We start from the raw sequence: 24,450 nt of genomic DNA on the forward strand, positions 1-24,450 counted from the left end.
CCTTCAACCAAGGTGGAGGCAGACAATGAAACTTCTGTTGATCGGTTCCGGCGGACGCGAACATGCCCTGGCATGGAAGATTGCGCAGTCTCCCCTGCTTGAGGAATTCTACGCAGCCCCCGGCAATCCCGGCATTGGCGAACATGCCGTGCTGGTGGCACTGAATATCGATGACCATGACGCGGTTCTCGCCTTTTGCCGGGAAAAGGGCATCACCTTCGTCGTCGTCGGTCCGGAAGCGCCGCTGGTGGCCGGGCTTGCCGACAGCTTGCGGGCGGCGGGGCTTGCCGTTTTCGGCCCTTCGGCGGCGGCGGCGCAACTGGAAGGCTCCAAAGGCTTCACCAAGGACATCTGCGCCCGCTTCGGCATTCCCACCGGCGCCTATCAGCGCTTCAACAATGCGCCCAAGGCCAAGGCCTATGTGCGCGAACAGGGCGCGCCCATTGTCATCAAGGCCGATGGCCTTGCCGCAGGCAAGGGCGTGACGGTGGCCATGACGGTGGAAGAGGCGCTGGCCGCCATTGACGATTGCTTCGAAGGCGCCTTTGGCGCAGCCGGCGCCGAGGTGGTGGTGGAGGCCTTTCTGGATGGCGAAGAGGCAAGCTTCTTCTGCCTGTGCGACGGCAAGACCCTGCTGCCGCTGGCAACCGCCCAGGATCACAAGCGCGTGGGCGACGGCGATACCGGCCCCAATACCGGCGGCATGGGCGCCTATTCGCCAGCCCCGGTCATGACGCCGGACCTGGTGGAGCGCACGCTGAAAGAGATTATCGAGCCCACCATGCGCGGCATGGCGGAGCTTGGAATGCCGTTCAGCGGCGTATTTTTCGCCGGGCTGATGATAACAGCCAAGGGCCCTGAACTCATCGAATACAATGTGCGCTTCGGCGACCCGGAATGCCAGGTGCTGATGACCCGCCTGAAAAGCGATATTCTGCCCATTCTCTACGCTACCGCCACCGGAACGCTCGATCAGGTGACGGCGCAATGGCATGACGATCCGGCCCTGACCGTGGTTCTGGCATCGAAAGGCTATCCCGGCAGCTATGAGAAGAACACGCCGATCCGCCATATTCCGGCAGAAAGCGCCGATGCCAAGGTTTTCCACGCCGGAACGGCGATGAAGGACGGCCAGCTCGTGGCAACCGGCGGGCGCGTCCTCAACGTGACGGCGCGCGGCAAGACGGTTTCGGCGGCGCAGGCGCGTGCCTATGCGCTTCTGGACACGGTTGAATGGGAAAACGGCTTTTGCCGCCGCGACATTGGCTGGCGGGCGATCGAGCGCGAGTAAGCGGGTCAAACTCTCGCAACCCGAGAAAAGTGGATACCACAGGGTTCAACGGTTTTCAGCGTGATTTACCCGACATCGTCCTGCCGGACGCCTCCCCTGCAAGGGCGGCTGTCCGGGCGGAACGGGTGAAAATAGTGGCGTCCCCTCCTGCGGAAATTTCATTCTCGGCACAGCGCTTTAAGTGAAATTTTACCGTTTTTGCTGACCGGAATGAAAGACAAACAGCGCTAGAAATCTTCCGTCCGGCCAGAAAATTGTCTGGCGGGCGGGTGCTGCTTTCGAAAGGCTTCTGCCGATGCGTCCTGTTGCTCTTGCGGCCTGCATGGCTTTCCTTCTACCGCTTCCTGTGGCAGCGGGCTCGATCGACGTCATTTCCGCGCCCCGCCTTTCGGGCAACAGCATAGACGTCATTCGCTGCGCCGATTGCCCGGCCGTCGCCCCGAAAAAGCCGGGCGGCTACGAGCCTCCTCAGCTTGCGCCGGGAACGCAAACGCTGGAAGTGCGCACCGTGAACGGGCAAAAGCAACTGGTGCGTACGGAAGCATGGATGGGCGGCTCGCCCGTGGTTTTCATCAGCAAGGCCGATGGCTGGCTGAGCGATAGCACCATGCTGGCGGCAAGCACTGCGCCCCCGGCCATTGATGGCGCCGCCACCACCGCCGCCGTCGAGCCCCCGGCCATGACGCCGGCTCAATTCGCCCTCAGGCTGAACTGACGCTTTTCCGACATTTTCTGCGGGCCAGCCGGGCACCACCCGGCATGAATGTGCCCGCGCCTCACCGCGACCGCACAACCGCCGCGATAGGCAAGCGGGTGGTTCACCCTTTCTTTATCAACCTATCTTAAAATGCATCAGTATGACCACGCGCAGGGGGAGCGCGGGGTTTGACGATGACACCAATCTGGCCCCCGCTTGCGAAGACGGGAGGCCTGTTCAAACGCTTCCGGGGCAAGCATGAAAAACCTGAAAATTTCCCTGCAACTCTTTCTGCTGGTCGGCGGGCTTATGGCGGCCTTTGCCGCGGCAACGCTGGTGCAGATACGATCCTCCTCCGCGACGATTTACCAGCAGCGTTATGAAATGCTGCGAACCGAAGTGGAAACCGCGATCTCCGTGCTGAAGCTTTATCAGGCCAAGGAGGCATCCGGCGAATTGACCCGGAAGGACGCCCAGAAGCAGGCCTTCGACGTCATTGACAGCATGGCATTCGATCCCGACGGCTATTTCTTCGGCTATGACTACGACATCAACATGCTGTTTCATCCCGATCCCAAGCGGGTGGGACAGAACTACAAGGGCAAGGCCGACAGCAAGGGCTTTGCCTATCGCGACGAGCTGGTGAAACTGGCGCGGGCCGGCGGCGGCCAGACGGATTTTTATGGCCCCAAGCCCGGCCAGGAAGGCAATGACTTCCGCAAGACCTCCTATGCCAAGGCGTTCGAGCCGTGGGGCGTTGTGGTCGTCACCGGGCTTTACATGGACGATCTCGATACGGAGGTGAATTCCGCGATCCTCAAGGCGGTATCCATCAATCTCATTGTCGGTCTCATTGGCCTTGCAGCGGCCTATATGGTCATTCGCGGCATTTCGCGGCCCCTGAAATCCATTCACGACAGCTTGCAGGCGGTTGCCGACGAGAATGTCACCATCGCCATTCCCCATACCGACATGGCCAATGAAGTGGGCATGATGGCCAAGGCCACCCGCTCCTTGCAGGACAAGGTGCGCGAACGCCACGCCATGGCCGCCCGCGAGGTGGAGCAACAGCGCGCGCTGGACAGCGAGCGCCAGCGTAACGAGGCCATGCAGGCCGAAGAGGCCCGCCAGCAGGCGCACGCCGTTTCCACCATCGGCGTCTCGCTGGAGCAGCTGGCCCATGGCGACCTGACGGTGCGTTGCGCCGATCTCGGCCCGAAATACGAAGGCCTGCGCCAGAATTTCAATGATGCGCTTTCGCGCCTTGAGCAGGCCATGGCCCGCGTCAATCTCAAGGGCACGGATATTGGCGTGAGCAAGGAAGAAATCCGCCGTGCTTCCGGCGAACTGGCAAACCGCACGGAACGGCAGGCCGCCAATCTGGAGGAAACCTCCGCCGCATTGGACGAACTGACCGTTGCCATTCGCCAGACGGCGGAAGGCGCCCGCGAGGCCGCCAACCGGGTGAAAACCGTCAGCGTCGAGGCCCAGCAGAGCGATAGCGTCGTCAACCGCGCCATCGAAGCGATGAGCGGGATCGAGAAATCCTCCGACGAGATTGCCAAGATCATCGGCGTGATCGACGAAATCGCCTTCCAGACCAATCTTCTGGCGCTGAATGCCGGGGTGGAGGCAGCCCGCGCCGGAGAAAGCGGCAAGGGCTTTGCCGTCGTCGCGCAGGAAGTGCGCGAACTTGCCCAGCGCTCCGCGGCCGCTGCCAGAGAAATTCGCGACCAGATTGCCCGCTCCTCCGGTCAGGTCAATGAGGGCGTGCAGCTTGTCGGCCAGACGGGCGAGGCCTTGCGCCGCATCGCCCATCAGATTGCCGAGGCCAATGACGTGGTGGGCCGCATTGCCGCCAGCGCCCAGGAGCAGGATACCACGCTGCGCTCCATCTCCGCAGCATTGAACCAGCTTGACAGCGCCACCCAGCAAAACGCCGCGATGGCCGAAGAAACCACCGCATCGGCAGAGGTTCTGGCCAATGATACCGGCGAATTGCTGACCTTGATCCAGGGATTCCGGGTTTCCCGCGAGACCGGCACCGGCCTTTCGGCCGTGGCCGAGCAGATGCGCCGGGCTGGCTGATCCTTCATCGCACTGTGTTCACACATGAAAGGGCGGCGGGAACCAATCCCGCCGCCCTTTCATTTGTCTATAGCATAATCCGACCGGAGTGAAACGAGGATCGACAATATTATGCTTGGAAAAGAAAATCCTACAGCGCCGTGCGTTTTATCAAACGCACGGCGCTGTAACACTTTAAATCTGCTGCATAATTTTCACCTTAAATCGATTCCGATTTAAGGAATTATGCAGTAGAGCATTGTTCCGAGAAAAGTGTAGTCACAGTTTTCCGTGCGGAAATGCGGGAAAACAAAAGCTTAGAGCGCCGATCTGATTCAATCAGATCGAAAAGCGCTCTAACGAACGGGGAAACCAAGAAGACAGGCGCTGACGAGGATTTTATCCATCGTCAAAGTCCCTCCGCAGCATCCATCTGCTGATGCAGGATGCGAACAATTTCGATCTCACCACCATCCGTTACACGATAATAAACAGAATGCCGCCCGCAATGTCTGCGCCTATATCCAGGCATGACCCACCCGACATCGTGACCGGAGAACGGAAAGGCACTCAATTCATCCAAAAGATTGAAGAGTGCGTTGAGATACGTCCAGGCACGGGCTTCCGACCACTCCGCCACCCCATATTTCCATATATCCTTGAGATCCTGCTCTGCCGGAGGGCGAAGAAGATGGCCGGACAAGCGTTATTGTCCGGATTTGACTGCGCGGAAGAAGTCCTCGCGTGTCAAAACGCGGGTAGGCCCGCTATTTTCTCCAACCGAAAGGGCCGAGCGCAATGTCTCCAGTTTGCACTCTTCCTGTTCCAGAAGCCGTAGACCCGCGATGACAACATCCTCGGCCGACGCATAGCGGCCGGACACCAGCCGCTGCTCGATCAGCCGATCGTTTTTTTCATCCAATGCGATTTGTCGAGCCTTGATCATAACGCCTCTGATGCCGTTCTCTGCAAAATGTAGATCATCGAGAGGCCAAGCTCAAGCTTCAGAGCGTTTCATTGTTTCAAGGAAATATTGAAACGCTCTCAATCTTTGTTTCTACGCATTTTCGGAGGGAAAACCGGTTTCCACTTTTCCTGAAAATGCTCGAAAGCACGTTGCGGCTTATCAGCCTTATGCAACGTGCTTTAAGATTTTGTTTTAACGCATGTCGTTATCGCAAAACCGCTGCACACTTTTGCGCGACATGCTCAGCCGCTGATCCTTGAGAAATCCGCAACCGTGCCGGTTGCCTCGCGGATGGCTTTCAACAGGGCCAGACGATTGGCGCGGATGGCCGCATCCTCGTCATTGACCAGCACATCCTCGAAGAACCTGTCCACCGGCGCCCGCAGGGTGGAAAGCGCCTGCATGGCGGAGCGGAAATCTTCCCCTGCCACGGCCTCGGCTGCCGATTTGGTGGCTTCGGTGATCGCCGCATAAAGCGCCTTTTCGGCGTCGAGCTTGAAAAGCTCCGGCGAAACCGCATCGGCCACCACCGTACCCTTCTTCTCTTCCACCGCCAGAAGCTGCGTGGCGCGCTTGGTGCCAGCCAGCAGGTTCTTGCCATCCTCGGAGGTGATGAAGGCGGTGAGCGCTTCGGCGCGGCGGGCGACCATCAGCAGATCGTCGGCCTCCGGCGTCAGGACCGCATCGATAATGTCGTGACGGGCGCCCTGATCGCGGAGATAGACTTTCAGGCGGTCGTGGAAGAAGGAGAGGAGGTCGCCTACAAGCGGGATACCCTTTAGGCTTGGCTCGTCATCAGCACTTAAATCCCAATTTTCTGCAAATTCAACGATCACTGGCCCGCCGGCTTCTATAAAGCCTAACGTTTTAAAATAAATATCGTCTTCCGGTTTTGTTTGAGAAAGCACATGTTCAACAAGCAAATCCACATTAGGCATTTCTCGCTCTGTGCATGGGGACGAATAACCGGGTGGAAAGACAATGGCCAAATGATCTTCACGCAACACGTAAGGAGCCAAATCACTTAAGTAAGCTTTCTTGATGAGGGACGCAGCATTTGCGCTTCGATAAATTTTCCTAGCAGCTTCAATAGCTTTATTAAAAAGCTCCAGCCGAATCCCTTTCTCCAGCAAAATCCGCACCACGCCCAGCGCAGCCCGTCTTAGCGCAAACGGGTCCTTCGAGCCCGTCGGTTTTTCGTCAATCGCCCAGAAACCCACCAGCGTATCGAGCTTGTCGGCCAGCGCGACGGTAATGGCCACCTTGTCTTCCGGCAGGCGGTCGGAGGGGCCTTGCGGCTTGTAGTGGTCTTCGATGGCTGCGGCGACGCTGTCCGGTTCGCCTTGCAGCAGGGCGTATTTGCGGCCCATCACGCCTTGCAGTTCCGGGAATTCGCCCACGGCTTCGGTGCGCAGATCGGCCTTGGCGAGAACCACGGCGCGGTCCACCAGCGCCGCATCCGCGCCGACGATGGGGGCCAGCACCCTGGCCAGCGCCCGAATGCGCTGTACACGCTCGCCCTGCGTGCCGAGCTTGGCGTGGAAGGTCACGTTCAGGGCGTCGAGCTTGGCCATGCGCTGATCGAGCGGCTTTTTCAGGTCGAGGCCGAATGTCTCGGCAGAGGCTTGCAGCGTTTCGAGATCCGGCAGGTTGCCCTGATCACGCTTCCAGAAATGCAGGGCATCCGAAAGCCGCGCCCGCACCACCTTACCATTGCCGTGAATGATTTCCTGACCGCCATCATGGGCGGCGATGTTGGAAATCAGGATGAAATGGTTGGAGAGCTTGTCCGTCTCGCCGACCGGGCGGGTGACGAAACATTTCTGGTTGGTCTTGATGGTCAGGCGAATGATTTCCGCCGGAATGGCGAGGTAATCCGCCTCGAACGTGCCGAGCATCACCTGCGGATATTCCACCAGGCCGGAGACCTCTTCCAGCAGGCCCTCGTCTTCCACCAGTTCCAGCCCGCTGGCAAAGGCCACGTCGCGGGCATCGTGCAGGATGATGTCCTTGCGGCGTTCGGCATCGAGAACCACCCTGGCCTTTTCGAGGCTGGCGGCATAATCGTCGAAACGCTTGACGGTGATGGCCTCCGGCGCATGGAAGCGATGGCCATAGGTGACATTGCCCGCCACGATGCCATCCACCTCGAAGGGGATGACGGCCACTTCATCATGTTCGGAGCCGAAGGTGCAGACGATGGATTGCAGCGGGCGCACCCAGCGCAGGCTTTCCGAACCACGGCCTTCAATGCCGCCATAGACCGCGCCCTTCGGGCTTGAAGCAGCGCCGGAACGCATGGATTTCGGCCAGGGGAAGCTGCGGATGATGCCGGGCATGACATCGGTGACGATCTCTTCCGCCGAGCGGCCCGGCTTTTCGATCAGGGCCACGTAGAAATCGCCCTTTTTCGGATCGGTCTTCACCACCGCCTGATCGATGGAGGCAAGGCCCGCACCGCGCAAAAAGCCGTCAATCGCTGTCTGCGGCGCGCTGACACCGGGGCCTTTCTTCTCTTCCTTCACATCGGCGGACCGGGCCGTCAGGCCGCGAATGTCCAGCGTCAGACGGCGCGGCGTCCAGTATTCCTTTGCGCCCTCATAGGTCAGACCCGCATCGACCAGCGCATCGGTCACGAGCTTTTTCAGATCACCCGCCGCCTTGCGCTGCATACGGGCAGGGATTTCCTCGGAGCGGAGTTCGAGCAGAAGATCAGGCATATCAGGCTTCCTTGCCTCATCAGAGGCCAGAGTTTTACGGCTGGCCCCTGCTAGCAAAAAGAAGGGCCGTCTTACAATGGTTAACTTGCCGGGAAAGCCCGGTCAGGGTTTTTCGAAGGCCACGCCCAGGCTTGCCAGCGCATCCCAATAGTCGGGGTAGGTCTTGGCCACACAACCGGGATCGAGAATGGTGATGCCGGAGATTTTCAAGCCCGCCAACGCAAAGCTCATGGCGATGCGGTGATCGGCGAAGGTGTCGATTTGCGCAGGCAGCACCTGTCCGGCAAGCGAGGGATCGGCGGCAACGATCAGGTCATCGCCCTCTTCCGTGGCAAGACCGGGGCGAATGGCGTTGAGCCCGGTGGAAAGCGCCCGGATGCGATCGCATTCCTTGACGCGCAGATTGGCAATGCCCACAAAGCGCACCGGCGTTTCGTTGAAGGCGGCCAGCACGGCAATGGTGGGAATGGCATCCTGCATTTGCGACCCGTCGATGACGGCCGGCATATGCGGGAAGGCGGAAATGACAGCATGAGCCTTGGCATCGGGCTGGGTGAAGGCCGCCGCGGGCGTGCCGATATCGATCCTGCCGCCGGTCAGAACCTCCGCGCCCCAGAGATAGGTGGCCGCCGACGCATCGGGCTCGATGTGGAAATCGCTCGCCGTATAGCCGGTGGGCTCCACCCGCCAGATGGAAGCGCTGACCGCGCTGACTTTCGCGCCGAAGGCCCGCATGGCCGCAAGCGTCAGGTCGATATAGCCGCGCGCGCCGATCTCGGCCCCGGCCAGTTCGATCTCGAAGGGCTGGCCGGTGAGCGGAGCCGCCATCAGCAGCGCCGAGACATATTGACTGGAAAGCCCGGCATCGATCACCACCCGGTCTTTTGAAAACCCGCCCTTGGCATCGATGGCAACGGGCGGGCAGCCGCTGGGGGCGGCAATGGCGACACCCAGCGATTGCAGCGCTTCCACCAACGGCAGGATGGGGCGCTTGCGCATATGCTGGTCGCCATCCACTGTGAAGCGGCCCTTCTGCAACGCCACGGCTGCCGTCAGGAACCGTGTCGCCGTGCCTGCATTGCCGAGGAAAAGCGGCTCCGCCGGCTCCTGCCACGCGCCAGAGCTTGTGACGACGAAAGTGGTGGCGTCCGGCTCGTCCACCGTCACGCCCATGGCGCGCAGTGCCTCGGCCATATAGCGGGTGTCATCGCTTTTCAGCGCGCCGGTCAGGCGGCTGGTGCCCCTGGCAAGCCCCGCCAGCAGCAGCGCCCGGTTGGTGATGGATTTCGAGCCGGGAGGGCTGACCTGGCCGGTCAACGGCTGGGTGACGGGAAGAAGGGTCAGCGTGTCGAGGCTCATGCGGCAATCCGGCGGTTCGGCGGTGAATGATCCCGGCTTGGGTAGCGTGGACGGCCAGCCGTTGCAACGCTCAAATTGCAGGCGGCGTCAAATCCGGCCGCTCCGGCAGGGGATGACGCGCCAGCCGCGTTTCCTGAGCGGCCATCAGGGCCCGCATGAAGGCATCGAGCGCCAGAAGCCATAGCAGCGTGACAACGCCACCGGCAGCGGCAAGGTGCAGCAGGCCCAGCAGGGCATCGGGCTGGCCTGCGGCTCGCATGGCCTGCATGGTGGCAAACTGATAGAGCAGGATGGTGGCGATGTAGAGCCCATGCGCCAGAAACACCAGCGCGGTCATGGTGCGCCCATGGCGCTCCGGTGACGGCTCCTCCATCAGCGGATCGAGCCGGGTTGCCCTTGCCATCTGCATCATGGCCATGGGCGGCACGATAACATTGACAAGCGGAACGAACCAGCTCACCGCAACGATCCACGGGCCGAAACGCGGTTTTCGCTGCGGGCAGGCCTGCATGGCGAAACGGCCGGAAAACCAGAACCAGACGATGGCGACGGCAAGACACAGGATCCGGGCGATCTGCAAGATGCCGTCAAGCTGGCTGCCCCAGAACTGCACCAGCCGCACCATGGGCATGTTGAGCTGGGAAAAGGCCGCCAGCCCGTTGCGCAGCAGCATGAACTGCGCCCAGGCGCCATAAAGGTAGATCAGCACCGCCATCACATGCAGCAGCCCGCAGAACAGCGCTGCACCAAGCCAGGCACGGCGTATCCAGATGAGCCGCGTCAGGAGGGTATCCAGTGTCATGGGCGACCCTCCGCGCAAGGATCAGGCGGCCTTGCCGAAATTGACCCCACCGGCATCGGTGAGCAGGAAGGCCTCGCCGCAGGCCTTGGCCAGCGTGCGCACCCGCAGGATATAGCTTTGCCGTTCGGTGACGGAAATCACGCCGCGCGCATCGAGAAGGTTGAAGACATGGCTTGCCTTGATGCACTGGTCATAGGCGGGAAACACGCATTTATGAAGGATCCCCGCCGCTTGTGCATCCGCACCGGCAGGCTGCACGCGCCCGGCTTCAAGCAGCGCCTGGCATTCCTTCTCGGCATCGATGAAATGGCGGTGCAGCATTTCTGTGTTGGCAAATTCGAAATTGTGCCGGGAATATTCCTGCTCGGCCTGAAGGAAGACGTCGCCATAGGAAATCTTTTCCTCGCCTTCGCGGCCGTTGAAGTTGAGGTCATAGACATTGTCCACGCCCTGCACATACATGGCCAGCCGCTCCAGACCATAGGTCAGCTCGCCCGCCACCGGCGAGCATTCAATGCCGCAGACCTGCTGGAAATAGGTGAACTGGCTGACTTCCATGCCGTCGCACCAGCATTCCCAGCCAAGGCCCCAGGCGCCCAGCGTCGGGCTTTCCCAGTCATCCTCGACGAAGCGGATGTCATGCAGAAGCGGATCGAGGCCGATGGCCTTCAACGAACCGAGATAAAGCTCCTGAAGGTTGGACGGGTTGGGCTTCAGGATGACCTGATACTGGTAATAATGCTGGAGACGGTTGGGATTTTCGCCGTAGCGACCGTCGGAGGGGCGCCGCGAAGGCTGCACATAGGCCGCGCGCCAGGGCTTCGGACCCAGCGCCCTGAGCGTGGTGGCCGGGTGGAAAGTGCCTGCCCCCACTTCCATGTCGTAGGGCTGGAGAACCGCGCAGCCCTTGTCGGCCCAGTAATTGTGCAGCGTCAGGATCAGGGCCTGAAAGGAACGCTTCGGGTCCATGTGCGGGGCGAGGCTGGTGGCGGTCATCTTGTCTACCGTTGATATGCGAATGTCTTTGCAGTCCGGTGAGTGCCATGCACTGCCGGAAGGGTCAAGCACTTGCCGCAGGAATTTGCCATTGTGCGCTCACAAGCGGGGCAGCCGGCTACTCGTCGTCGCGCATCAGCCGGTATTCGCCGGTCCTGGGGTCTTTCACCAGCGTGGCGATGGCGCCGGTCTGGTGTTCCTTTTCCTGCTGACGCCTGCGGCGCAACAGCCGCTCGGCATTGGCCGTGAACCGGCGGATATACCACCACGCAATGAGGATCAGGCCAGCAAAGAAAAGAATGCGAAACATCGAGCGCGCGCCATTATAAACCGTAACGCGCCCACAATGCCCTTTCTTCCACGCTTTCCGCAAGGCTTGATGCAGCAGCCGCCCCGAACGCTTCCGGCCCGCCAAGGCTTGCGCCCGGCGCCTTGCGGCCAAACAGCCCGCCTCTGCCCGAAATCAGTTGCAGCCGGGCGTTCTTGCCGTAACGCGCCTTGATGTCCTCGCGCAGACTGCCCAGCCGGTCCACCAGCCCCAGCTCGAACCCCTTGCGCCCCGTCCAGAACAGGCCGGAAAACAGATCCGGGTGATCGGCCAGCCGGATGCCGCGCCGCGCCTTGACCATTTCGATGAAAACCTCGTGAATATCGGCCTGAAGGGTCTTCAGGTAGGCAATGTCGCCTTCCTTTTCCGGCTGGAAGGGATCGAGGATCACCTTGTTTTCGCCCGAAGTATAGACACGCCGCTCGACGCCCAGCTTTTTCAGCAGTTCCGGAAAGCCGAAGCCGCCGGAAACCACGCCGATGGAACCGACGATGGAGGTGGGATCGGCAATGATCTCATCCCCGGCAATAGCGATCATGTAGCCGCCGGAGGCTGCCACATCCTCCACGAAAACCAGAACCGTCTTGTTCTTTTCCTCCGCAAGGCTGCGGATGCGCTGATAGATCATGCGCGACTGCACCGGCGAACCGCCCGGCGAGTTGATCGACAAGGCTACGGCGGGGCTGTTTTTCAGCGAAAAGGCTTTTTCAAGCTGGCTCGCAATGCTGGCAAGGTTGAGGGCGGGACGAAAACGGCTGCCGCCGCTCATGATCGGCCCATGCAGGCGCACCACCGGAATGACCACGTCCTGCTTGCGAAACCGTTTGGGCAAAAACCGCTTCCATCCGCCTGTCATGATGCCTGAGACTCCTTCACCGGTTCCGGTCCTGTTGGGGCTGATGTAAGTGAGGGCGCGGGAAACGCAAGGCCGCGCCTGAAAATCCGGGGATCATCCTGTCCGCGCCGGTCCAAGGCGGCGATAGGCCTTTCTGCCATTGTTGAGATCGTCCACCAGCGGCAGGAAGGCATGACCTTCCTGCCCGTGCATGAAGAGGGGGCTTCGAAATTGCGGGCGCGCACGCGATCCCTTTATGGCGGTCAACAGCAGGCGAATGGCGCATTCTCCCTCACGCGGATGGATCAGGGTGATTTCCACGCCGCCGAAACGCTGGCCGCAGGCGGCCATGATCTCCATCAGCGATTGCGGCCGCGCAATCAGCGACATTTGCCCGCCGGGCTTCATGATGGCGCCCGCCGTGCGGATCCAGTTCTCGAACAGGCCGTCCTTCAGGGCATGGGCCTCGGCCTTCAGCGCATCGGGGGTCAGCCGGTCGCGGCCATCGTTGAAGGGCGGGTTCATGATGACGTGATCGAACACATCCTCCATCAGGCCCGCCGCCCGCCGCGCCCGCCCGCTCACCGTCACATCGGCCTCGATCAGGCCAAGGCGCGGCGCAAGGGCGGCATTTTCCGGCAGGGCAAGCGTGCGCCGGGCAAAATCCAGCATATCGGGCGAGCGCTCCACCAGCGTCACCTGCGCACCTCCAAGCCGTGCGGCAACCGCAAGCCCCGCAGCCCCGGCGCCAGCCCCCAGATCGGCCACCGTCACCGGCCGCTCATCCGCCACCAGCGAGGCCAGCAACATGGCATCCATGCCCGAACGGTGGCCCCTGCCCTTGGGCTGCAACAGGAAAAACCGTCCGCGATGAAAGGCATCGATGGTTTCGGCCTGCACCCTGCTGCTCCTTGCCCGTGGTCGATGGCGCCCTCAATACAGGAGGCCCAATGAAAGTGCAAAGCGGCCAATGTCCATTGCCGCGAAAAGCCGCAGAACGGGGGGAAGTTATTCCATCAAATCTGCTCGACCGGCCATTTCCGCACTTGCCGGAGGGCGGCAGGATTTTTATGCTCTTTCGCGAAGCGATCGATGGGTTTAATGCAGGTGACGCCGGAAACGGTCAAAGGGGTGGCGAAAGCCCTGCCGGCAGCAGGCCGCACTTATCGCTGGCCGCTGGAAATGAACAGGAGTCCGGTGCTTTGGGCGCAGTAATACCGCTTGGTGACAAGAAAAACAAACAGGCCTCGGTGAAGCCGCTGGTGGACCTGACGAAGGACGCGATGGAGCGGGTCAATCAGCTGATCCTCTCCAAGGCCGGTTCCGACGTGGAAATGATTCCCGAGGTGGCCAACCACCTCATCTCGTCCGGTGGCAAACGCCTGCGCCCCATGCTGACACTCGCCTCCGCCGCCATGTTCGGCTACGAGGGCGATGGCCATATCAAACTGGCCACCAGCGTCGAATTCATGCACACCGCCACGCTGCTGCATGACGACGTGGTGGATGAAAGCGATCTGCGGCGTGGAAAATCCACCGCCCGGATGATCTGGGGCAATCAGGCCAGCGTGCTGGTGGGCGATTTTCTGCTGGGGCAGGCCTTCCGCATGATGGTGGAGGTCGGCTCGCTGGATGCGCTGGACGTGCTTTCCACCGCCGCATCGGTCATTGCCGAGGGCGAGGTGCTCCAGCTTTCCGTGGCCAAGAACATGGAAACGACGGAAGACGACTATCAATCCGTCATCCGCGCCAAGACGGCAGCCCTGTTTGCCGCCGCCGCGGAAGTGGGGCCGATCGTGGCCAATACCGACCGCGCCACCCGCAATGCGCTGAAATCCTATGGCATGAATCTGGGTCTGGCCTTCCAGCTCGTCGATGATGCGCTGGATTATGGCGGCAAGGCTGCGGAACTGGGCAAAAACACCGGCGACGATTTCCGCGAAGGCAAGATCACCCTGCCCGTCATTCTTGCCTATCGCCGCGGCACGGAAGCCGAACGCGGTTTCTGGCGCGAGGCCATCGAGAACGGCCAGAACGACGATGCCAATCTCGAACGCGCCATGGGCCTCATCACCAAATATAACGGCCTTGCCGATACGGTGGCGCGCGCACTGCATTACGGCGATGTCGCGCGTGATGCACTGGCGCCCCTGCCCGACAGCGCGTGGAAACAGGCGCTTCTGGATGTGATCGATTTCTGCATCGAGCGGGTGAGCTGACAGGATTTGGCCGGGCTTTCCGAAAAAAGCCATGCTGTCATTGCAAGCAGCCAGTGGATTTGTGGCATTTTCCCGTCCCATCGCCATTTAAGGGCTTTGCGGGCTTATCGTTCAGGCCAGTGTCGCGGCTGGCCCTCTCGTTGAAAGGCATCTTCATGCGGCAGATTTTTGCCAGACGTTTTCTTTCCGGTTCGGCCTTTGCGCTGGTGGCGTGCCTTGGCCTCGGCAGCGTTCTGACCGGCGCCGCCCGGGCCGAAACCGCCCCGCAGCCAGCTGCCGATGGCTTTACCATCGATGACGTGGACAGCTTCTCCGGTGCCTATCTTGCCGCCCGCACCGCCAATGCCGACCGGGATTTCCCGCTGGCCGTGGCCCTTTACGGCAAGGCGCTGCGCTACGAACCGAACGACAAGGAATTGCGTGAAAGCCTGATGCTCTCGCATTTCATGGCGGGCAACTTCGTGGAAGGCGTGAAGCTTGCACGCGACCTGCGCAAGGATCCGGCGGTCGAGCGCATTACCACCATGGCCCGCGGGCTGGATGCCATCCGGACCAGGGATTACAAGGAAGCCGAAAAAATCCTGGCCTATAAGGGGCCGAACGATCTGGACCGCCTGACCAATGCGCTGCTGGTGGCCTGGGCGCGCATGGGCGCGGGACGCGGCAAGGAGGCCATTGCCCAGATCGAGGCGCTGAAGGGGCCCGGCTGGTACGCCATCTTCAAAAACTACAATATCGGCGCGATGGCAGCCGCCATCGGCGACACCGCAAAAGCCCGCAGCGCGCTTTCAAGCGTTATTACCGACCGCGAAGGTGGCGCAACCGCGCCTGATACCTATCTGCGCGCCGTCATGGCGCTGGCAACGCTTGAGGCGCGCGACGGCAACCGGCAAAAGGCCATGGACGCCATTGCCGCCGGCGATGAAATGATCACCAATTACGCGCCCTTCAAGGCGCTGCAACAGCAGATCGAAAAGGGTGAAAAGCCCGAACAGGTCATCAGGACCGCCGACCAGGGGGCCGCCTCCGTGCTGTTTTCCATTGGCGGTGCGCTGAACCGGCAGGGCGCGCAGGATACGGTTGCGCTTTATCTCCAGCTTTCGCGGGCGCTTTATCCCGACGCCGCCGACATGCTGATCCTTCTGGGCGGCATTGCGGAAGCCAACAAGCAGAATGATCTTGCGATTTCCTACTACAAGCTGGTGAAGGAAGAATCGCCCATGCGGCGGATCTCCGAGCTGCAACTGGGGCTGGCGCTTGCCGAAACCGGCAAGGACAAGGAAGCGCGAGACCACCTCAAGGGACTGATCGCCTCCGATCCGGCTGATATTCGCAGCTATCTGGCCTATGGCAGCGTGCTGTCCGATGCCAAGGACTATGCGGAAATGGCCGATAATTACGACAAGGCCGTCGCAGCCATCGGCCCGACGCCCGCCAAGAGCCATTGGTCGGTATTCTTCCAGCGCGGCATTGCCTATGAGCGGCTGAAGAAATGGGATCAGGCCGAACCGAATTTCCGCAAGGCGCTGGAACTCAATCCGGACCAGCCGCAGGTGCTGAATTATCTCGGCTATTCCTGGGTGGACATGAACCGCAATCTCCAGGAAGGGCTGGAGATGATCAAGAAGGCCGTGGAGCTGAAGCCCGATGATGGCTACATCGTCGATTCGCTGGGCTGGGCCTATTACCGCCTTGGCCGCTTCGATGAGGCGGTGGAAGAACTGGAGCGCGCCGTGCAGCTCAAGGCGGGCGATGCCACGATCAACGACCATCTGGGCGACGCCTATTGGCGCGTAGACCGCAAGCTGGAGGCCGTTTTCCAGTGGCGTCAGGCGCTGGCCTTCAAGCCGGAAGCCGATCTGGAGCCGAAGATCCGCGAAAAGCTGGAAAACGGCCTGCCAGCACTGCCCGCTGGCGAAAATGCCGCCGAGGCAAAGCCGGAAGGCGCGACCCCGCCACAGCCCAGCCAGCCGGAGCAGAAGCCCGCAGACGGCAACGCGCCTGCTCCTGCACCTTCCACCACGCCTGACCCGGCTGCGCCTGCGCCTGCGGTCGATCCGCAGAAGAAAAGCTGACGCCCGCCCCGCCATGCAGAGCATTCATGAACTGGCGCCCGCCAAGATCAACCTTGCCCTGCATGTGACGGGACTAAGGCAGGATGGCTACCACCTGCTGGATTCACTGGTGGGGTTCAGCCGTCATGGCGATATGCTGCATTTCAGGCTGGCGGATGAAGACAGCTTCACCCTCTCCGGCCCCTTCGCGGCCCTGCTTGATGGCGAGGCTTGCAGCGGCAACCTCGTGATAAAAGCGCGTGACCGGCTGCGCGCCCTCTTGCTCGCCGGGGGCCATGCCGCCCCGGCCATTGCCATTGAGCTGCAAAAAAACCTGCCTGTTGCCGCCGGCATTGGCGGCGGTTCCGCCGATGCCGCCGCCGCGCTTCGCGGCTTGCAAAGAGCCTGGCAGGTGGAATTGCCGCCGGAAAGGCTGGCCTCGCTCGCCGTCGATCTTGGTGCGGATGTGCCCATGTGCCTTGCAGGACAGCCGCTGCGCGCAAAGGGCATTGGCGAGCAATTGACACCCCTGCCGCATATGCCGCTTTTTGGCCTTTTGCTCGGCAATCCACTTCAGCCGGTGTCCACACCCGCCATTTTCAAGGCCCTGCAAAGCCGCGACAATGCACCCTTGCCGCCACCGCCCGCGCATGGCGGCCAGCACAGCTGGACTGCCTATCTCCAGACGCTGCGCAACGATCTGGAGCCGCCAGCCCGAACGCTATGCCCGGCAATTGCCGAACTGGCAGCACTGATTGCCGGAACAGGAGCGCTGGTGACACGCATGTCAGGCTCCGGCGCCAGTTGCTTCGGCCTGTTTGCCACGCAGGAACAGGCGGAAGCCGCCCGTGTCACTCTTCACGCCATGAAGCCGGACTGGTATTTTTCTTCATCATCCATCGGCCATGCGGGAGTATGACATGACCACCAAGGCAGGCGAAAAGCCCTTCATTGCGCTGGGCATTGCGGTTCTCACCGTCTCCGACACACGAACGCTTGCCGACGACACTTCCGGTGCCACGCTTGCAGAGCGGATCGCGAAGGCAGGCCACCACCTTGTGGACCGGGCCATTGTGCCGGATGATCTCGACCGGATCGCCAACCAGGTTCGAAGCTGGACGCTTTCCCAGGAAATCGACGTGGTCATCACCACCGGCGGAACCGGTTTTACCGGCCGGGACGTGACGCCGGAGGCCATCGAGCCGCTTTTCGAGAAGCGCATGGACGGCTTTTCCGCCGTCTTTCATCGCCTCTCCTACGACAAGATCGGCACCTCGACCATTCAATCGCGGGCAACGGCGGGATTGGTCAATTCAACCTTCGTTTTTGTGCTTCCCGGATCTCCCGGCGCCTGCAAGGATGCATGGGACGGAATTTTGCTCCAGCAGCTCGATTATCGCCACCGCCCCTGCAATTTCGTCGAAATCATGCCACGGCTGGACGAACACCTGCAACGCGGCAAGGCCTGAACCGCGTTCAACCGCGCGGCTGGAGCGGTTCCGCACGCGGCCCTTGCCCTTTCACCTGCGTGCAGCTTTCGCCGCCCATGCGGGCGCAAGTTCGCTTGCAAGGCCGCGTGTCTTCAGTCCCTTTGCCAAAGACTGCAAGCTTGCCCCTTGACCGGCAAGACCAACCGCCTTCGCGCGCGGCAATAACAGCCCTCGTTCCAATGGCGATTTCCGCGCAAACAGCCTGCGCCACAGGGGCAGGCGGTGCAGGCGGGAGGGCGCGAAGCGGGCTGGCTGCGAACCTGTCGCCATATATTCCGCAAGGTCTTCCATCCAGCCGCGACCGGGCCGCGCACCGGGCTCAATCAGCAGCAACCACTGCCCCCTGGCAGAACCCAGGACATCGGCAAGCGTCCATTCCTGATAAAATCTGCATCCTGCGGCATCCGCAAGCTGCATCGTGCCATCATCGGAGCCGTGATCGAGAATGACCACATCCGAAACCAGCCCCTCCACCGCCCCCGCAACAAGCGAGGTCAGCGATTGGGCCAATTCATATTCCTGATTATGACATTCAAAAATTACCGTCAGCATTGCCTTTCATAACCGAAGGAAAACGGCATTTCCATATCACGGCGGCCGCCTGACCCTGAAATGGCCAGGATTCCGATAGGATTCCTGGAGCATAATCCGACCGGCGCTCTGAAGAATGAAGCTGGCCTTCCTGAAAATGCAAAAGCGTCATGGACAAATTTTGTTCTTGCCTTGTTCTCTTTTTCGGGTTAGGACTCTTTTCATACACGGACCTTCGAACGTCCACAGGAGCCCACAATGACATTATTGTCTGATGTGCGGCAGGCTGCTTTTCAGCCTGCCCATAAGCCGGATATTGCCGATGCGCTGCTGGCGGCCTCAGGCCTCAGGGTCGATGGTGAGCGGCGCCGGGGACGTGGTGCCGGTATCAATCCCAGCGGACGCTTTGATGTGCAGGAGCGGGTGGAGGAGGATGATGGCTGGGACAGTCTAGGTGATATGCCTGCTTTCCGCACCGAGGTTCAGGTAGAGCGTCCACGAAGTGTCATCACCCGCAATGAATCGCCCGACGTGCCTTTTGATCGGTCGATCAATCCCTATCGCGGCTGTGAACATGGTTGCATTTATTGCTTCGCCCGTCCCACCCATAGCTATATGGGCCTTTCGGCCGGTCTGGATTTCGAAGCGAAGCTCTTTGCCAAGCCGGACGCTGCAAAGCTTTTGGAGCGTGAACTGTCCAAGCCGGGTTACAAGCCCCGCACCATTGCCATTGGCACAAATACCGACCCCTATCAGCCGATTGAGCGGGAATGGCGTATCATGCGACAAATTCTCGAGGTGTTGAGAGCGGCGAAACACCCTGTTTCCATTGTCACCAAATCTGCGCTGATCTTGCGGGATGCCGATATTCTGGCGGAGATGGCAGAACAGGGGCTGGCGCGCGTCGGCGTTTCTGTGACGACGCTGGAGCGAAAACTGGCCCGGAGCATGGAGCCTCGTGCTTCGACCCCCACAAGGCGGCTGGAGGCGATCAAAAAGCTCAGCGATTCGGGAATTCCGGTTGGCGTTCTCGTGGCACCCGTCATTCCGGCGCTCAACGATCATGAGATCGAGCGCATTCTCGACGCAGCCCAGGCTGCCGGTGCCCGCGAGGCAAGTTATGTGTTGTTACGCCTGCCGCTGGAGGTCAGCCCGCTTTTTCGTGACTGGCTGCTGCAAAACTATCCCGATCGTTATCGCCATGTCATGTCGCTGATCCGCTCCATGCGTGACGGCAAGGACTATGATGCGGAATTTGGCAAGCGCATGAAAGGAGCCGGTCCCTATGCCTGGCAAATCGGACGGCGCTTTGAAATGGCCACGAAGCGGTTGGGGTTGGGGCGCCGCAGTTTGCAATTGCGGGACGATCTGTTCGTACCTCCCAATGGCAGTGGCGTGCAGCTTTCCTTGCTGTAAGACTGCCGAGAGCATAATCCGACCGGAGTGAAACGAGGATCGACAAGATTATGGTTCAAGAAAACAAGGTTAGAGCGCCGATCTGATTCAATCAGATCGAAAAGCGCTCTAAGGCATTTCCGGCAGACGTGTCGTTGATTTTGCGCTCAAAAATGCGTCAAATCAAGATTTTGGAGCAATTCAGTTGAACTCGAGTCCACCGGAGGTGCTCTAACTGCGATTCTTATTCAAGGATCTATACAGTCTGCGCAGCCAACAGATGAAGAAAGCGCCATTTATACTTTTAATTTGAAACGTGTGTCCGCCGCAATGCATACGTTTCATGAGAGCGGCGGCGCACCCCGAAAATGCCGCCGCTCTCCTCTCTCACCCCACCTGATTTCAAGATGAGCATGTTATTTTAGATGTTTTGCCGCCAAAACAATGACTTACAGTGTAGGGCGTTTTATCGAGCGCACATAGCACGCCGTAACACTTTAAATATGCTGCATGATTTATCTTTCAGATCGATTCCGGTTTACGCAATCATGCAATAGAGAAGCGCGCAAACTCACCCTTTGCGGGCTATCAATCAGCAAATGTTCATCCCATACCAGCAAACGATCCGGTCATCGTCTGGCATAGATTTGCAGCGCCGTGCAATTTGATAAACGCTCTACTACATAATTCCTTAAATCGGAATCGATTTAAGGTGAAAATTATGCAGCAGATTTAAAGTGTTACAGCGTCCTTCGTGCGTTTGATAAAACGCACGGCGCTGTAAGGACATGATAACACTCTGATTTTCCTGCATATCATTCACCTTGATGCGGTCCCGGCTCAAGGACTTATGCAGTCAAAGCTTGCCGGAACGGGCGCATTCCCCTGCCAGCCGTTCCGGCGTCGCCGGCCCTGCTTGATGCGCCGTTGTCTGCGCGCCTCAGCAAGGGCCGGCGATCCTTGTGACTTGTATCAACCATTATCGCCCCGTAGCCCTCTATAAAAGCGATGCCGATTCTGTCCTGCCAGCGCCCACAGGTCGCGCTGTAATTGCATATCGGGATGTACATTCACAAAAATGCCGGTTCGCAGCGCAGCAGAGGCTGCGTCCGACAGGAGCAGCGCAGTTTCAGCCCCCTTGCGACGGCGGATGCGCTATGCGAACAGAGAGGCATGGCAAAGAAATCAGCGAAAACCACCCCCGCTTTGTTCGACCCAATCCCGCTTGTTCCCGACTTTTCACTGGAAACTGCGGCGCGAGAGGAGGGTCTCTCGCCCGTTGCAGGCACTGACGAAGCCGGCAGAGGGCCGCTTGCCGGGCCTGTCGTTGCGGCGGCCGTCATTCTCGACCCGGCAAGAATACCAGCTGGTCTGAACGATTCGAAAAAGCTCTCCCATGCCCGGCGCGAGCTTTTATTTACGGAAATCCTCGATAGCGCGTGCGTGGCTATCGCGTCATCCAGCCCGGCCTGTATTGATGCCAGCGATATTCGCAAGGCCAGCCTTGACGCCATGCGCCGTGCCGTCGCGGGCCTCAACATCACCCCCAGACTCGTCCTGTGCGATGGCCGCGATGTCCCCCCTGCCCTGCTTTGTCCCGGCAAAGCCATCATCAAAGGCGACGCTCGCTCGCTTTCCATCGCAGCAGCATCGATTGTTGCCAAGGTCATGCGCGACCGGATGATGAGCCGCAGCGCGAAATGGTTCCCATCCTATGGCTTCGACATTCATGCCGGATACCCGACGGAGGCCCATCGCAGGGCGATTGTGGCATATGGGCCATGCGCTCTGCACCGTATGACTTTCAAGCCTTTACGGAAGGATCCTGCCTAGGGTGTGTGAGGCACGATGCAAACGTGACATTGCTTCCCGGTGCGATCTCCCGGCCTCAGCCAAACAAAAAAGCCCGGTCATCACGACGACCGGGCCTCAGAATGCGTCCTGAACGGAAGCTCAATTCAGACGGGCTTTAACCTGACCGACCGATGACTGGAACAACGCAGCCTGTACCTCGCCCGTTGCGCTTTGGGCCAGCAGTTTTTCGGCTGCGGCAACAGCAAGGTCTACAGCAGCGGCACGAACAGCCTTGATCGCATCGGCTTCAGCCTGCTGGATCTTCTGCTCGGACATGGCATTGCGCCGTGCGACGAATTCCTCGGTCTTCTGCCGGGCTTCTTCTGTCAGGGCCGCAGCTTCGCGTTCGGCAGCAGCAAGAATGGCCTTGGCCTCTTCTTCCGCTTCCTTACGCTTCTGCTGATAATCGGCAAGAAGCTTCTGGGCCTCTTCGCGAAGCTGGCGTGCCTCGTCAAGTTCGGCCTGAATGTTGGCCGCGCGGCTGTCAAGGGCCTTGGCCATCATGCCCGGTACCTTGAGATAGGCAATCAGGGCGAGGAAAAGGATAAGGCCGACGAAGGCAAAGAAAGTTGCATCAAAATGCATCGTCTCAGGCTCCCTTTCCGGCGGCGACGGCAGCCGCAATATCGGCCTGCGAAATGCTCTTGCCCGTCAACTGTTCGACGATGGGACCCACCGTTTCCGCAGCGATCGAATCGACATCGGCGAATGCCTTCGCCTTGATCTCCGCAATGCGGGCCTCGGCAGCCGAAATCTTCTGCGCCAGATCGGCCTCGATTGCAGCGCGGTCGGCATCTGCCTTGGCCTTTGCAGCCTCGCGGGCGGCGTTGGCGATCTGCGAACCCTTTGCACGGGCCGCACTCAATTCTTTTTCATAGGTCTCGACGGCAGCATCTGCCTCGGCCTTCATGCGGGTCGCCTCATCGAGGTCGCGCGCGATGCGGTCGTGACGCTGGTCGAGAATGGCGCCGATACGCGGCACCAGCACCTTCTGCATGAGCATGTAGAAGAGGCCGAACGTAATGACCAGCCACAGCACCTGCGAAGGATAGGTGGTATGGTCGAAAGGCGGAAATACGCCGCCATGAGCGCCTTCATGCGCGACGCCGGTCTCGGTATGGGTCTCAGCCGCAGCCGGAACATCCTCGGCATAGGCGGGAGTCACAAACATGCTCACCTCCAGGTGTATTCACAAAAGTACGGGATCACGACCGGGTTTCGAAACACGCCGTGATCCCGATCTCCAGCCGTGAATTAGACGGCGAACAGGAGAAGGAGAGCGATGAGCAGCGAGAAGATGCCCAGAGCTTCCGTAACGGCGAAGCCGAATACCAGACGGCCGAACTGGCTGTCGGCAGCAGAGGGGTTGCGCAGAGCGCCGGTCAGGTAGTCACCGAAAATACGGCCGAGAGCCAGCGACGTACCAGCCATGCCGAGGCATGCAAGACCCGCGCCGATAAACTTTGCTGCTTCCGCTTCCATATGGATACTCCTTCGAAATGGTTGTTGCGGCTGTTGAGGGCACCCGGTCAAGGCCGGGGCCAGCGACTATTATTCTCAGTGACCACCATGCACGGCGTCATTCAGGTACATGCATGTCAGTACCGCGAAGACATAGGCCTGAAGGAAGGCAACGAGAAATTCGAGACCGGTCATGGCGACCGTCATCATCAGGGGAAGGACGGCACCGCCGACACCGAGAGCACCCAGAGCGCTCATCGACGCCACGAAACCGGCAAAAACCTTAAGCGTAATGTGACCCGCCAGCATATTGGCGAAGAGACGAACCGAAAGGCTGATCGGACGAGACAGGAAAGAGATGATTTCAATTGCCGAGACAAGCGGCAGCAGCGCCTTTGGCACACCGGCGGGAGCGAAGACACCCAGGAAATGCAGGCCATGCTTGTAGAAACCATAGACCAGAACAGTTGCGATAACGAAGAGCGCCAGCGCAAAAGTAACGATGATCTGACTGGTGATCGTAAAGAAATACGGCATCATGCCCAGAAGATTGGCCGTCAGCACGAACATGAACAGCGAAAACACCATGGGGAAGAAGGCCATGCCATGCCCGCCCGTACCCTCGCGCAACATGTTTGCCACGAATTCATAGGACATCTCGGCAACGGACTGCGCACGGCCCGGCACCACCGCCCGGCGCGAGCTGGCCAGATAAAGGAAGCCAGAGGCAGCAGCAACGGTTGCCACCATGAAAAGCGAAGCGTTGGTGAAGGACAGATCCAGACCACCAATTTCGATCGGAACAATCTTCTGGATCAGGAACTGATGAGTCGGATCGTTTGACACCTGATGCTCTCTTTCGCTGCGCCGCTTCCACGGCCATCTTCACTAATCGTCGCGACGCTTGCGCCGCACCTACTTCTTGTTTTCACCCGGACTGCGATCCGCAGGATGGGGAGAGGATACCTTGCCCACCGCACGCAACACATTCAAAACACCAGCGCAGAAGCCAAGCAGAAGAAGAATAATCAGCCCCCACGGCGACGTCCCGGCGAAACGGTCGAGGAGATAACCGAGAAGCGCCCCCACGATCACAGCTGAAAGGAACTCGCTCGAGAGCTTCATCGCCTCGCCGAAGCCTTTGCGGCTTGCAGCGGCGCTTGCGCCCTTGTCTGCGTCGTCCCCTGCCTTGGCCTTCAATCCGGCCAGCTTGTCCCCCAGCCGGTTGCGGCGATCTTCCAGGTTCTTCTCTTGGTCATCCACGGTGTTTTCCTCCTTCCGTCCGAAACCGCCAGAGCCGAAATACGGCTCAGGCGAATATGCAAACGGCGCGGAAACAACCCCTTCGGCCCGTTTTGAAGTCGGGCGCACCATAATTTTGCCG

The 24,450-nt window shown here is 60.1% G+C and carries 24 protein-coding genes; 9 read left to right on the forward strand and 15 right to left on the reverse strand.

Annotated features, from left to right (window positions below; genetic code table 11):
- Nucleotides 1-25 precede the first annotated feature (25 nt).
- From purD to T424_RS0107555, 3 genes are all read left to right on the forward strand, one after another.
- Nucleotides 26-1,291, forward strand: coding sequence for a phosphoribosylamine--glycine ligase (gene purD, locus T424_RS0107545; protein WP_027487198.1), 1,266 nt, complete (start codon nt 26-28; stop codon nt 1,289-1,291).
- 295 nt (nt 1,292-1,586) lie between these two features.
- Entirely contained in the window at nt 1,587-2,006 is a 420-nt protein-coding gene (locus T424_RS20405; protein WP_051558849.1) for a plant virulence effector HPE1-like domain-containing protein, read from the forward strand.
- A gap of 240 nt (nt 2,007-2,246) precedes the next feature.
- On the forward strand, nt 2,247-4,076 hold the full coding sequence (locus T424_RS0107555) for a methyl-accepting chemotaxis protein (protein ID WP_027487199.1): 1,830 nt from the start codon (nt 2,247-2,249) through the stop codon (nt 4,074-4,076).
- A gap of 388 nt (nt 4,077-4,464) precedes the next feature.
- On the opposite strand, the gene T424_RS0107560 is transcribed toward T424_RS0107555, so the two are convergent.
- The 9 genes from T424_RS0107560 to T424_RS0107600 all read right to left on the reverse strand — a co-directional run bounded on the left by T424_RS0107560 (nt 4,465) and on the right by T424_RS0107600 (nt 12,962).
- A complete protein-coding gene (locus T424_RS0107560; protein ID WP_027487200.1) occupies nt 4,465-4,758 on the reverse strand; it encodes a type II toxin-antitoxin system RelE/ParE family toxin in 294 nt (97 codons plus the stop codon).
- Nucleotides 4,759-4,761: 3 nt separating this feature from the next.
- Nucleotides 4,762-5,001 carry a type II toxin-antitoxin system ParD family antitoxin gene (locus T424_RS0107565; protein ID WP_027487201.1) on the reverse strand — a complete coding sequence of 80 codons (240 nt, stop codon included), beginning with the start codon at nt 4,999-5,001 and terminating at the stop codon, nt 4,762-4,764.
- Between the two features lie 263 nt (nt 5,002-5,264).
- Nucleotides 5,265-7,742: a glycine--tRNA ligase subunit beta gene (gene glyS / locus T424_RS20410; protein WP_037066934.1), complete on the reverse strand. Its 2,478-nt coding sequence runs from the start codon at nt 7,740-7,742 to the stop codon at nt 5,265-5,267.
- 102 nt (nt 7,743-7,844) lie between these two features.
- Nucleotides 7,845-9,101: a 3-phosphoshikimate 1-carboxyvinyltransferase gene (gene aroA, locus T424_RS0107575; protein ID WP_027487202.1), complete on the reverse strand. Its 1,257-nt coding sequence runs from the start codon at nt 9,099-9,101 to the stop codon at nt 7,845-7,847.
- A 70-nt stretch (nt 9,102-9,171) separates the two neighbouring features.
- Nucleotides 9,172-9,903: a DUF4328 domain-containing protein gene (locus T424_RS0107580; RefSeq protein WP_027487203.1), complete on the reverse strand. Its 732-nt coding sequence runs from the start codon at nt 9,901-9,903 to the stop codon at nt 9,172-9,174.
- A 21-nt stretch (nt 9,904-9,924) separates the two neighbouring features.
- A complete protein-coding gene (locus T424_RS0107585) occupies nt 9,925-10,872 on the reverse strand; it encodes a glycine--tRNA ligase subunit alpha (RefSeq protein WP_027487204.1) in 948 nt (315 codons plus the stop codon).
- Nucleotides 10,873-11,017: 145 nt separating this feature from the next.
- The gene (locus T424_RS0107590) at nt 11,018-11,209 is read right to left on the reverse strand and encodes a hypothetical protein (RefSeq protein WP_027487205.1); all 192 of its coding nucleotides are present in this window, start codon (nt 11,207-11,209) and stop codon (nt 11,018-11,020) included.
- A gap of 13 nt (nt 11,210-11,222) precedes the next feature.
- Nucleotides 11,223-12,083, reverse strand: a complete 861-nt coding sequence (locus tag T424_RS0107595; RefSeq protein ID WP_027487206.1) for a S49 family peptidase — start codon at nt 12,081-12,083, stop codon at nt 11,223-11,225.
- A gap of 93 nt (nt 12,084-12,176) precedes the next feature.
- A complete protein-coding gene (locus T424_RS0107600) occupies nt 12,177-12,962 on the reverse strand; it encodes a tRNA1(Val) (adenine(37)-N6)-methyltransferase (protein WP_027487207.1) in 786 nt (261 codons plus the stop codon).
- 302 nt (nt 12,963-13,264) lie between these two features.
- Between T424_RS0107600 and T424_RS0107605 the strand changes: the two genes are divergently transcribed.
- From T424_RS0107605 to moaB, 4 genes are all read left to right on the forward strand, one after another.
- Nucleotides 13,265-14,281 (forward strand): polyprenyl synthetase family protein, encoded by a 1,017-nt coding sequence (locus T424_RS0107605; protein WP_027487208.1) that lies wholly within the window; start codon nt 13,265-13,267, stop codon nt 14,279-14,281.
- A gap of 155 nt (nt 14,282-14,436) precedes the next feature.
- Nucleotides 14,437-16,356, forward strand: a complete 1,920-nt coding sequence (locus T424_RS20415; RefSeq protein WP_037066937.1) for a tetratricopeptide repeat protein — start codon at nt 14,437-14,439, stop codon at nt 16,354-16,356.
- A 13-nt stretch (nt 16,357-16,369) separates the two neighbouring features.
- Nucleotides 16,370-17,254, forward strand: a complete 885-nt coding sequence (locus tag T424_RS0107620; RefSeq protein ID WP_027487209.1) for a 4-(cytidine 5'-diphospho)-2-C-methyl-D-erythritol kinase — start codon at nt 16,370-16,372, stop codon at nt 17,252-17,254.
- Nucleotide 17,255: 1 nt separating this feature from the next.
- Complete coding sequence (gene moaB, locus T424_RS0107625; protein WP_027487210.1) at nt 17,256-17,804, forward strand: molybdenum cofactor biosynthesis protein B; 549 nt, start codon at nt 17,256-17,258, stop codon at nt 17,802-17,804.
- A 51-nt stretch (nt 17,805-17,855) separates the two neighbouring features.
- Here moaB and T424_RS0107630 read toward each other — a convergent pair whose 3' ends face one another.
- Nucleotides 17,856-18,377, reverse strand: a complete 522-nt coding sequence (locus T424_RS0107630) for a glycosyl transferase (RefSeq protein ID WP_027487211.1) — start codon at nt 18,375-18,377, stop codon at nt 17,856-17,858.
- A 237-nt stretch (nt 18,378-18,614) separates the two neighbouring features.
- Between T424_RS0107630 and T424_RS0107635 the strand changes: the two genes are divergently transcribed.
- Together T424_RS0107635 and T424_RS0107640 are read left to right on the forward strand one after the other, a co-directional pair.
- The gene (locus T424_RS0107635; protein WP_027487212.1) at nt 18,615-19,772 is read left to right on the forward strand and encodes a PA0069 family radical SAM protein; all 1,158 of its coding nucleotides are present in this window, start codon (nt 18,615-18,617) and stop codon (nt 19,770-19,772) included.
- A gap of 1,152 nt (nt 19,773-20,924) precedes the next feature.
- Entirely contained in the window at nt 20,925-21,584 is a 660-nt protein-coding gene (locus tag T424_RS0107640) for a ribonuclease HII (RefSeq protein ID WP_027487213.1), read from the forward strand.
- Nucleotides 21,585-21,704: 120 nt separating this feature from the next.
- Here the strand turns inward: T424_RS0107640 and T424_RS0107645 are convergent, their stop codons facing one another.
- From T424_RS0107645 to T424_RS0107665, 5 genes are all read right to left on the reverse strand, one after another.
- Nucleotides 21,705-22,190, reverse strand: coding sequence for a F0F1 ATP synthase subunit B (locus T424_RS0107645; protein ID WP_027487214.1), 486 nt, complete (start codon nt 22,188-22,190; stop codon nt 21,705-21,707).
- A 4-nt stretch (nt 22,191-22,194) separates the two neighbouring features.
- Nucleotides 22,195-22,776 (reverse strand): F0F1 ATP synthase subunit B, encoded by a 582-nt coding sequence (locus T424_RS0107650; protein ID WP_027487215.1) that lies wholly within the window; start codon nt 22,774-22,776, stop codon nt 22,195-22,197.
- Between the two features lie 83 nt (nt 22,777-22,859).
- Nucleotides 22,860-23,087, reverse strand: a complete 228-nt coding sequence (locus tag T424_RS0107655; RefSeq protein WP_027487216.1) for a F0F1 ATP synthase subunit C — start codon at nt 23,085-23,087, stop codon at nt 22,860-22,862.
- A gap of 75 nt (nt 23,088-23,162) precedes the next feature.
- On the reverse strand, nt 23,163-23,912 hold the full coding sequence (locus T424_RS0107660) for a F0F1 ATP synthase subunit A (protein ID WP_027487217.1): 750 nt from the start codon (nt 23,910-23,912) through the stop codon (nt 23,163-23,165).
- A gap of 69 nt (nt 23,913-23,981) precedes the next feature.
- Nucleotides 23,982-24,329, reverse strand: a complete 348-nt coding sequence (locus T424_RS0107665; RefSeq protein WP_027487218.1) for an AtpZ/AtpI family protein — start codon at nt 24,327-24,329, stop codon at nt 23,982-23,984.
- Nucleotides 24,330-24,450: the final 121 nt, after the last annotated feature.

The sequence above is a fragment of the Allorhizobium undicola ORS 992 = ATCC 700741 genome, from assembly GCF_000621665.1.
GTDB classification, from domain to species: domain Bacteria; phylum Pseudomonadota; class Alphaproteobacteria; order Rhizobiales; family Rhizobiaceae; genus Allorhizobium; species Allorhizobium undicola.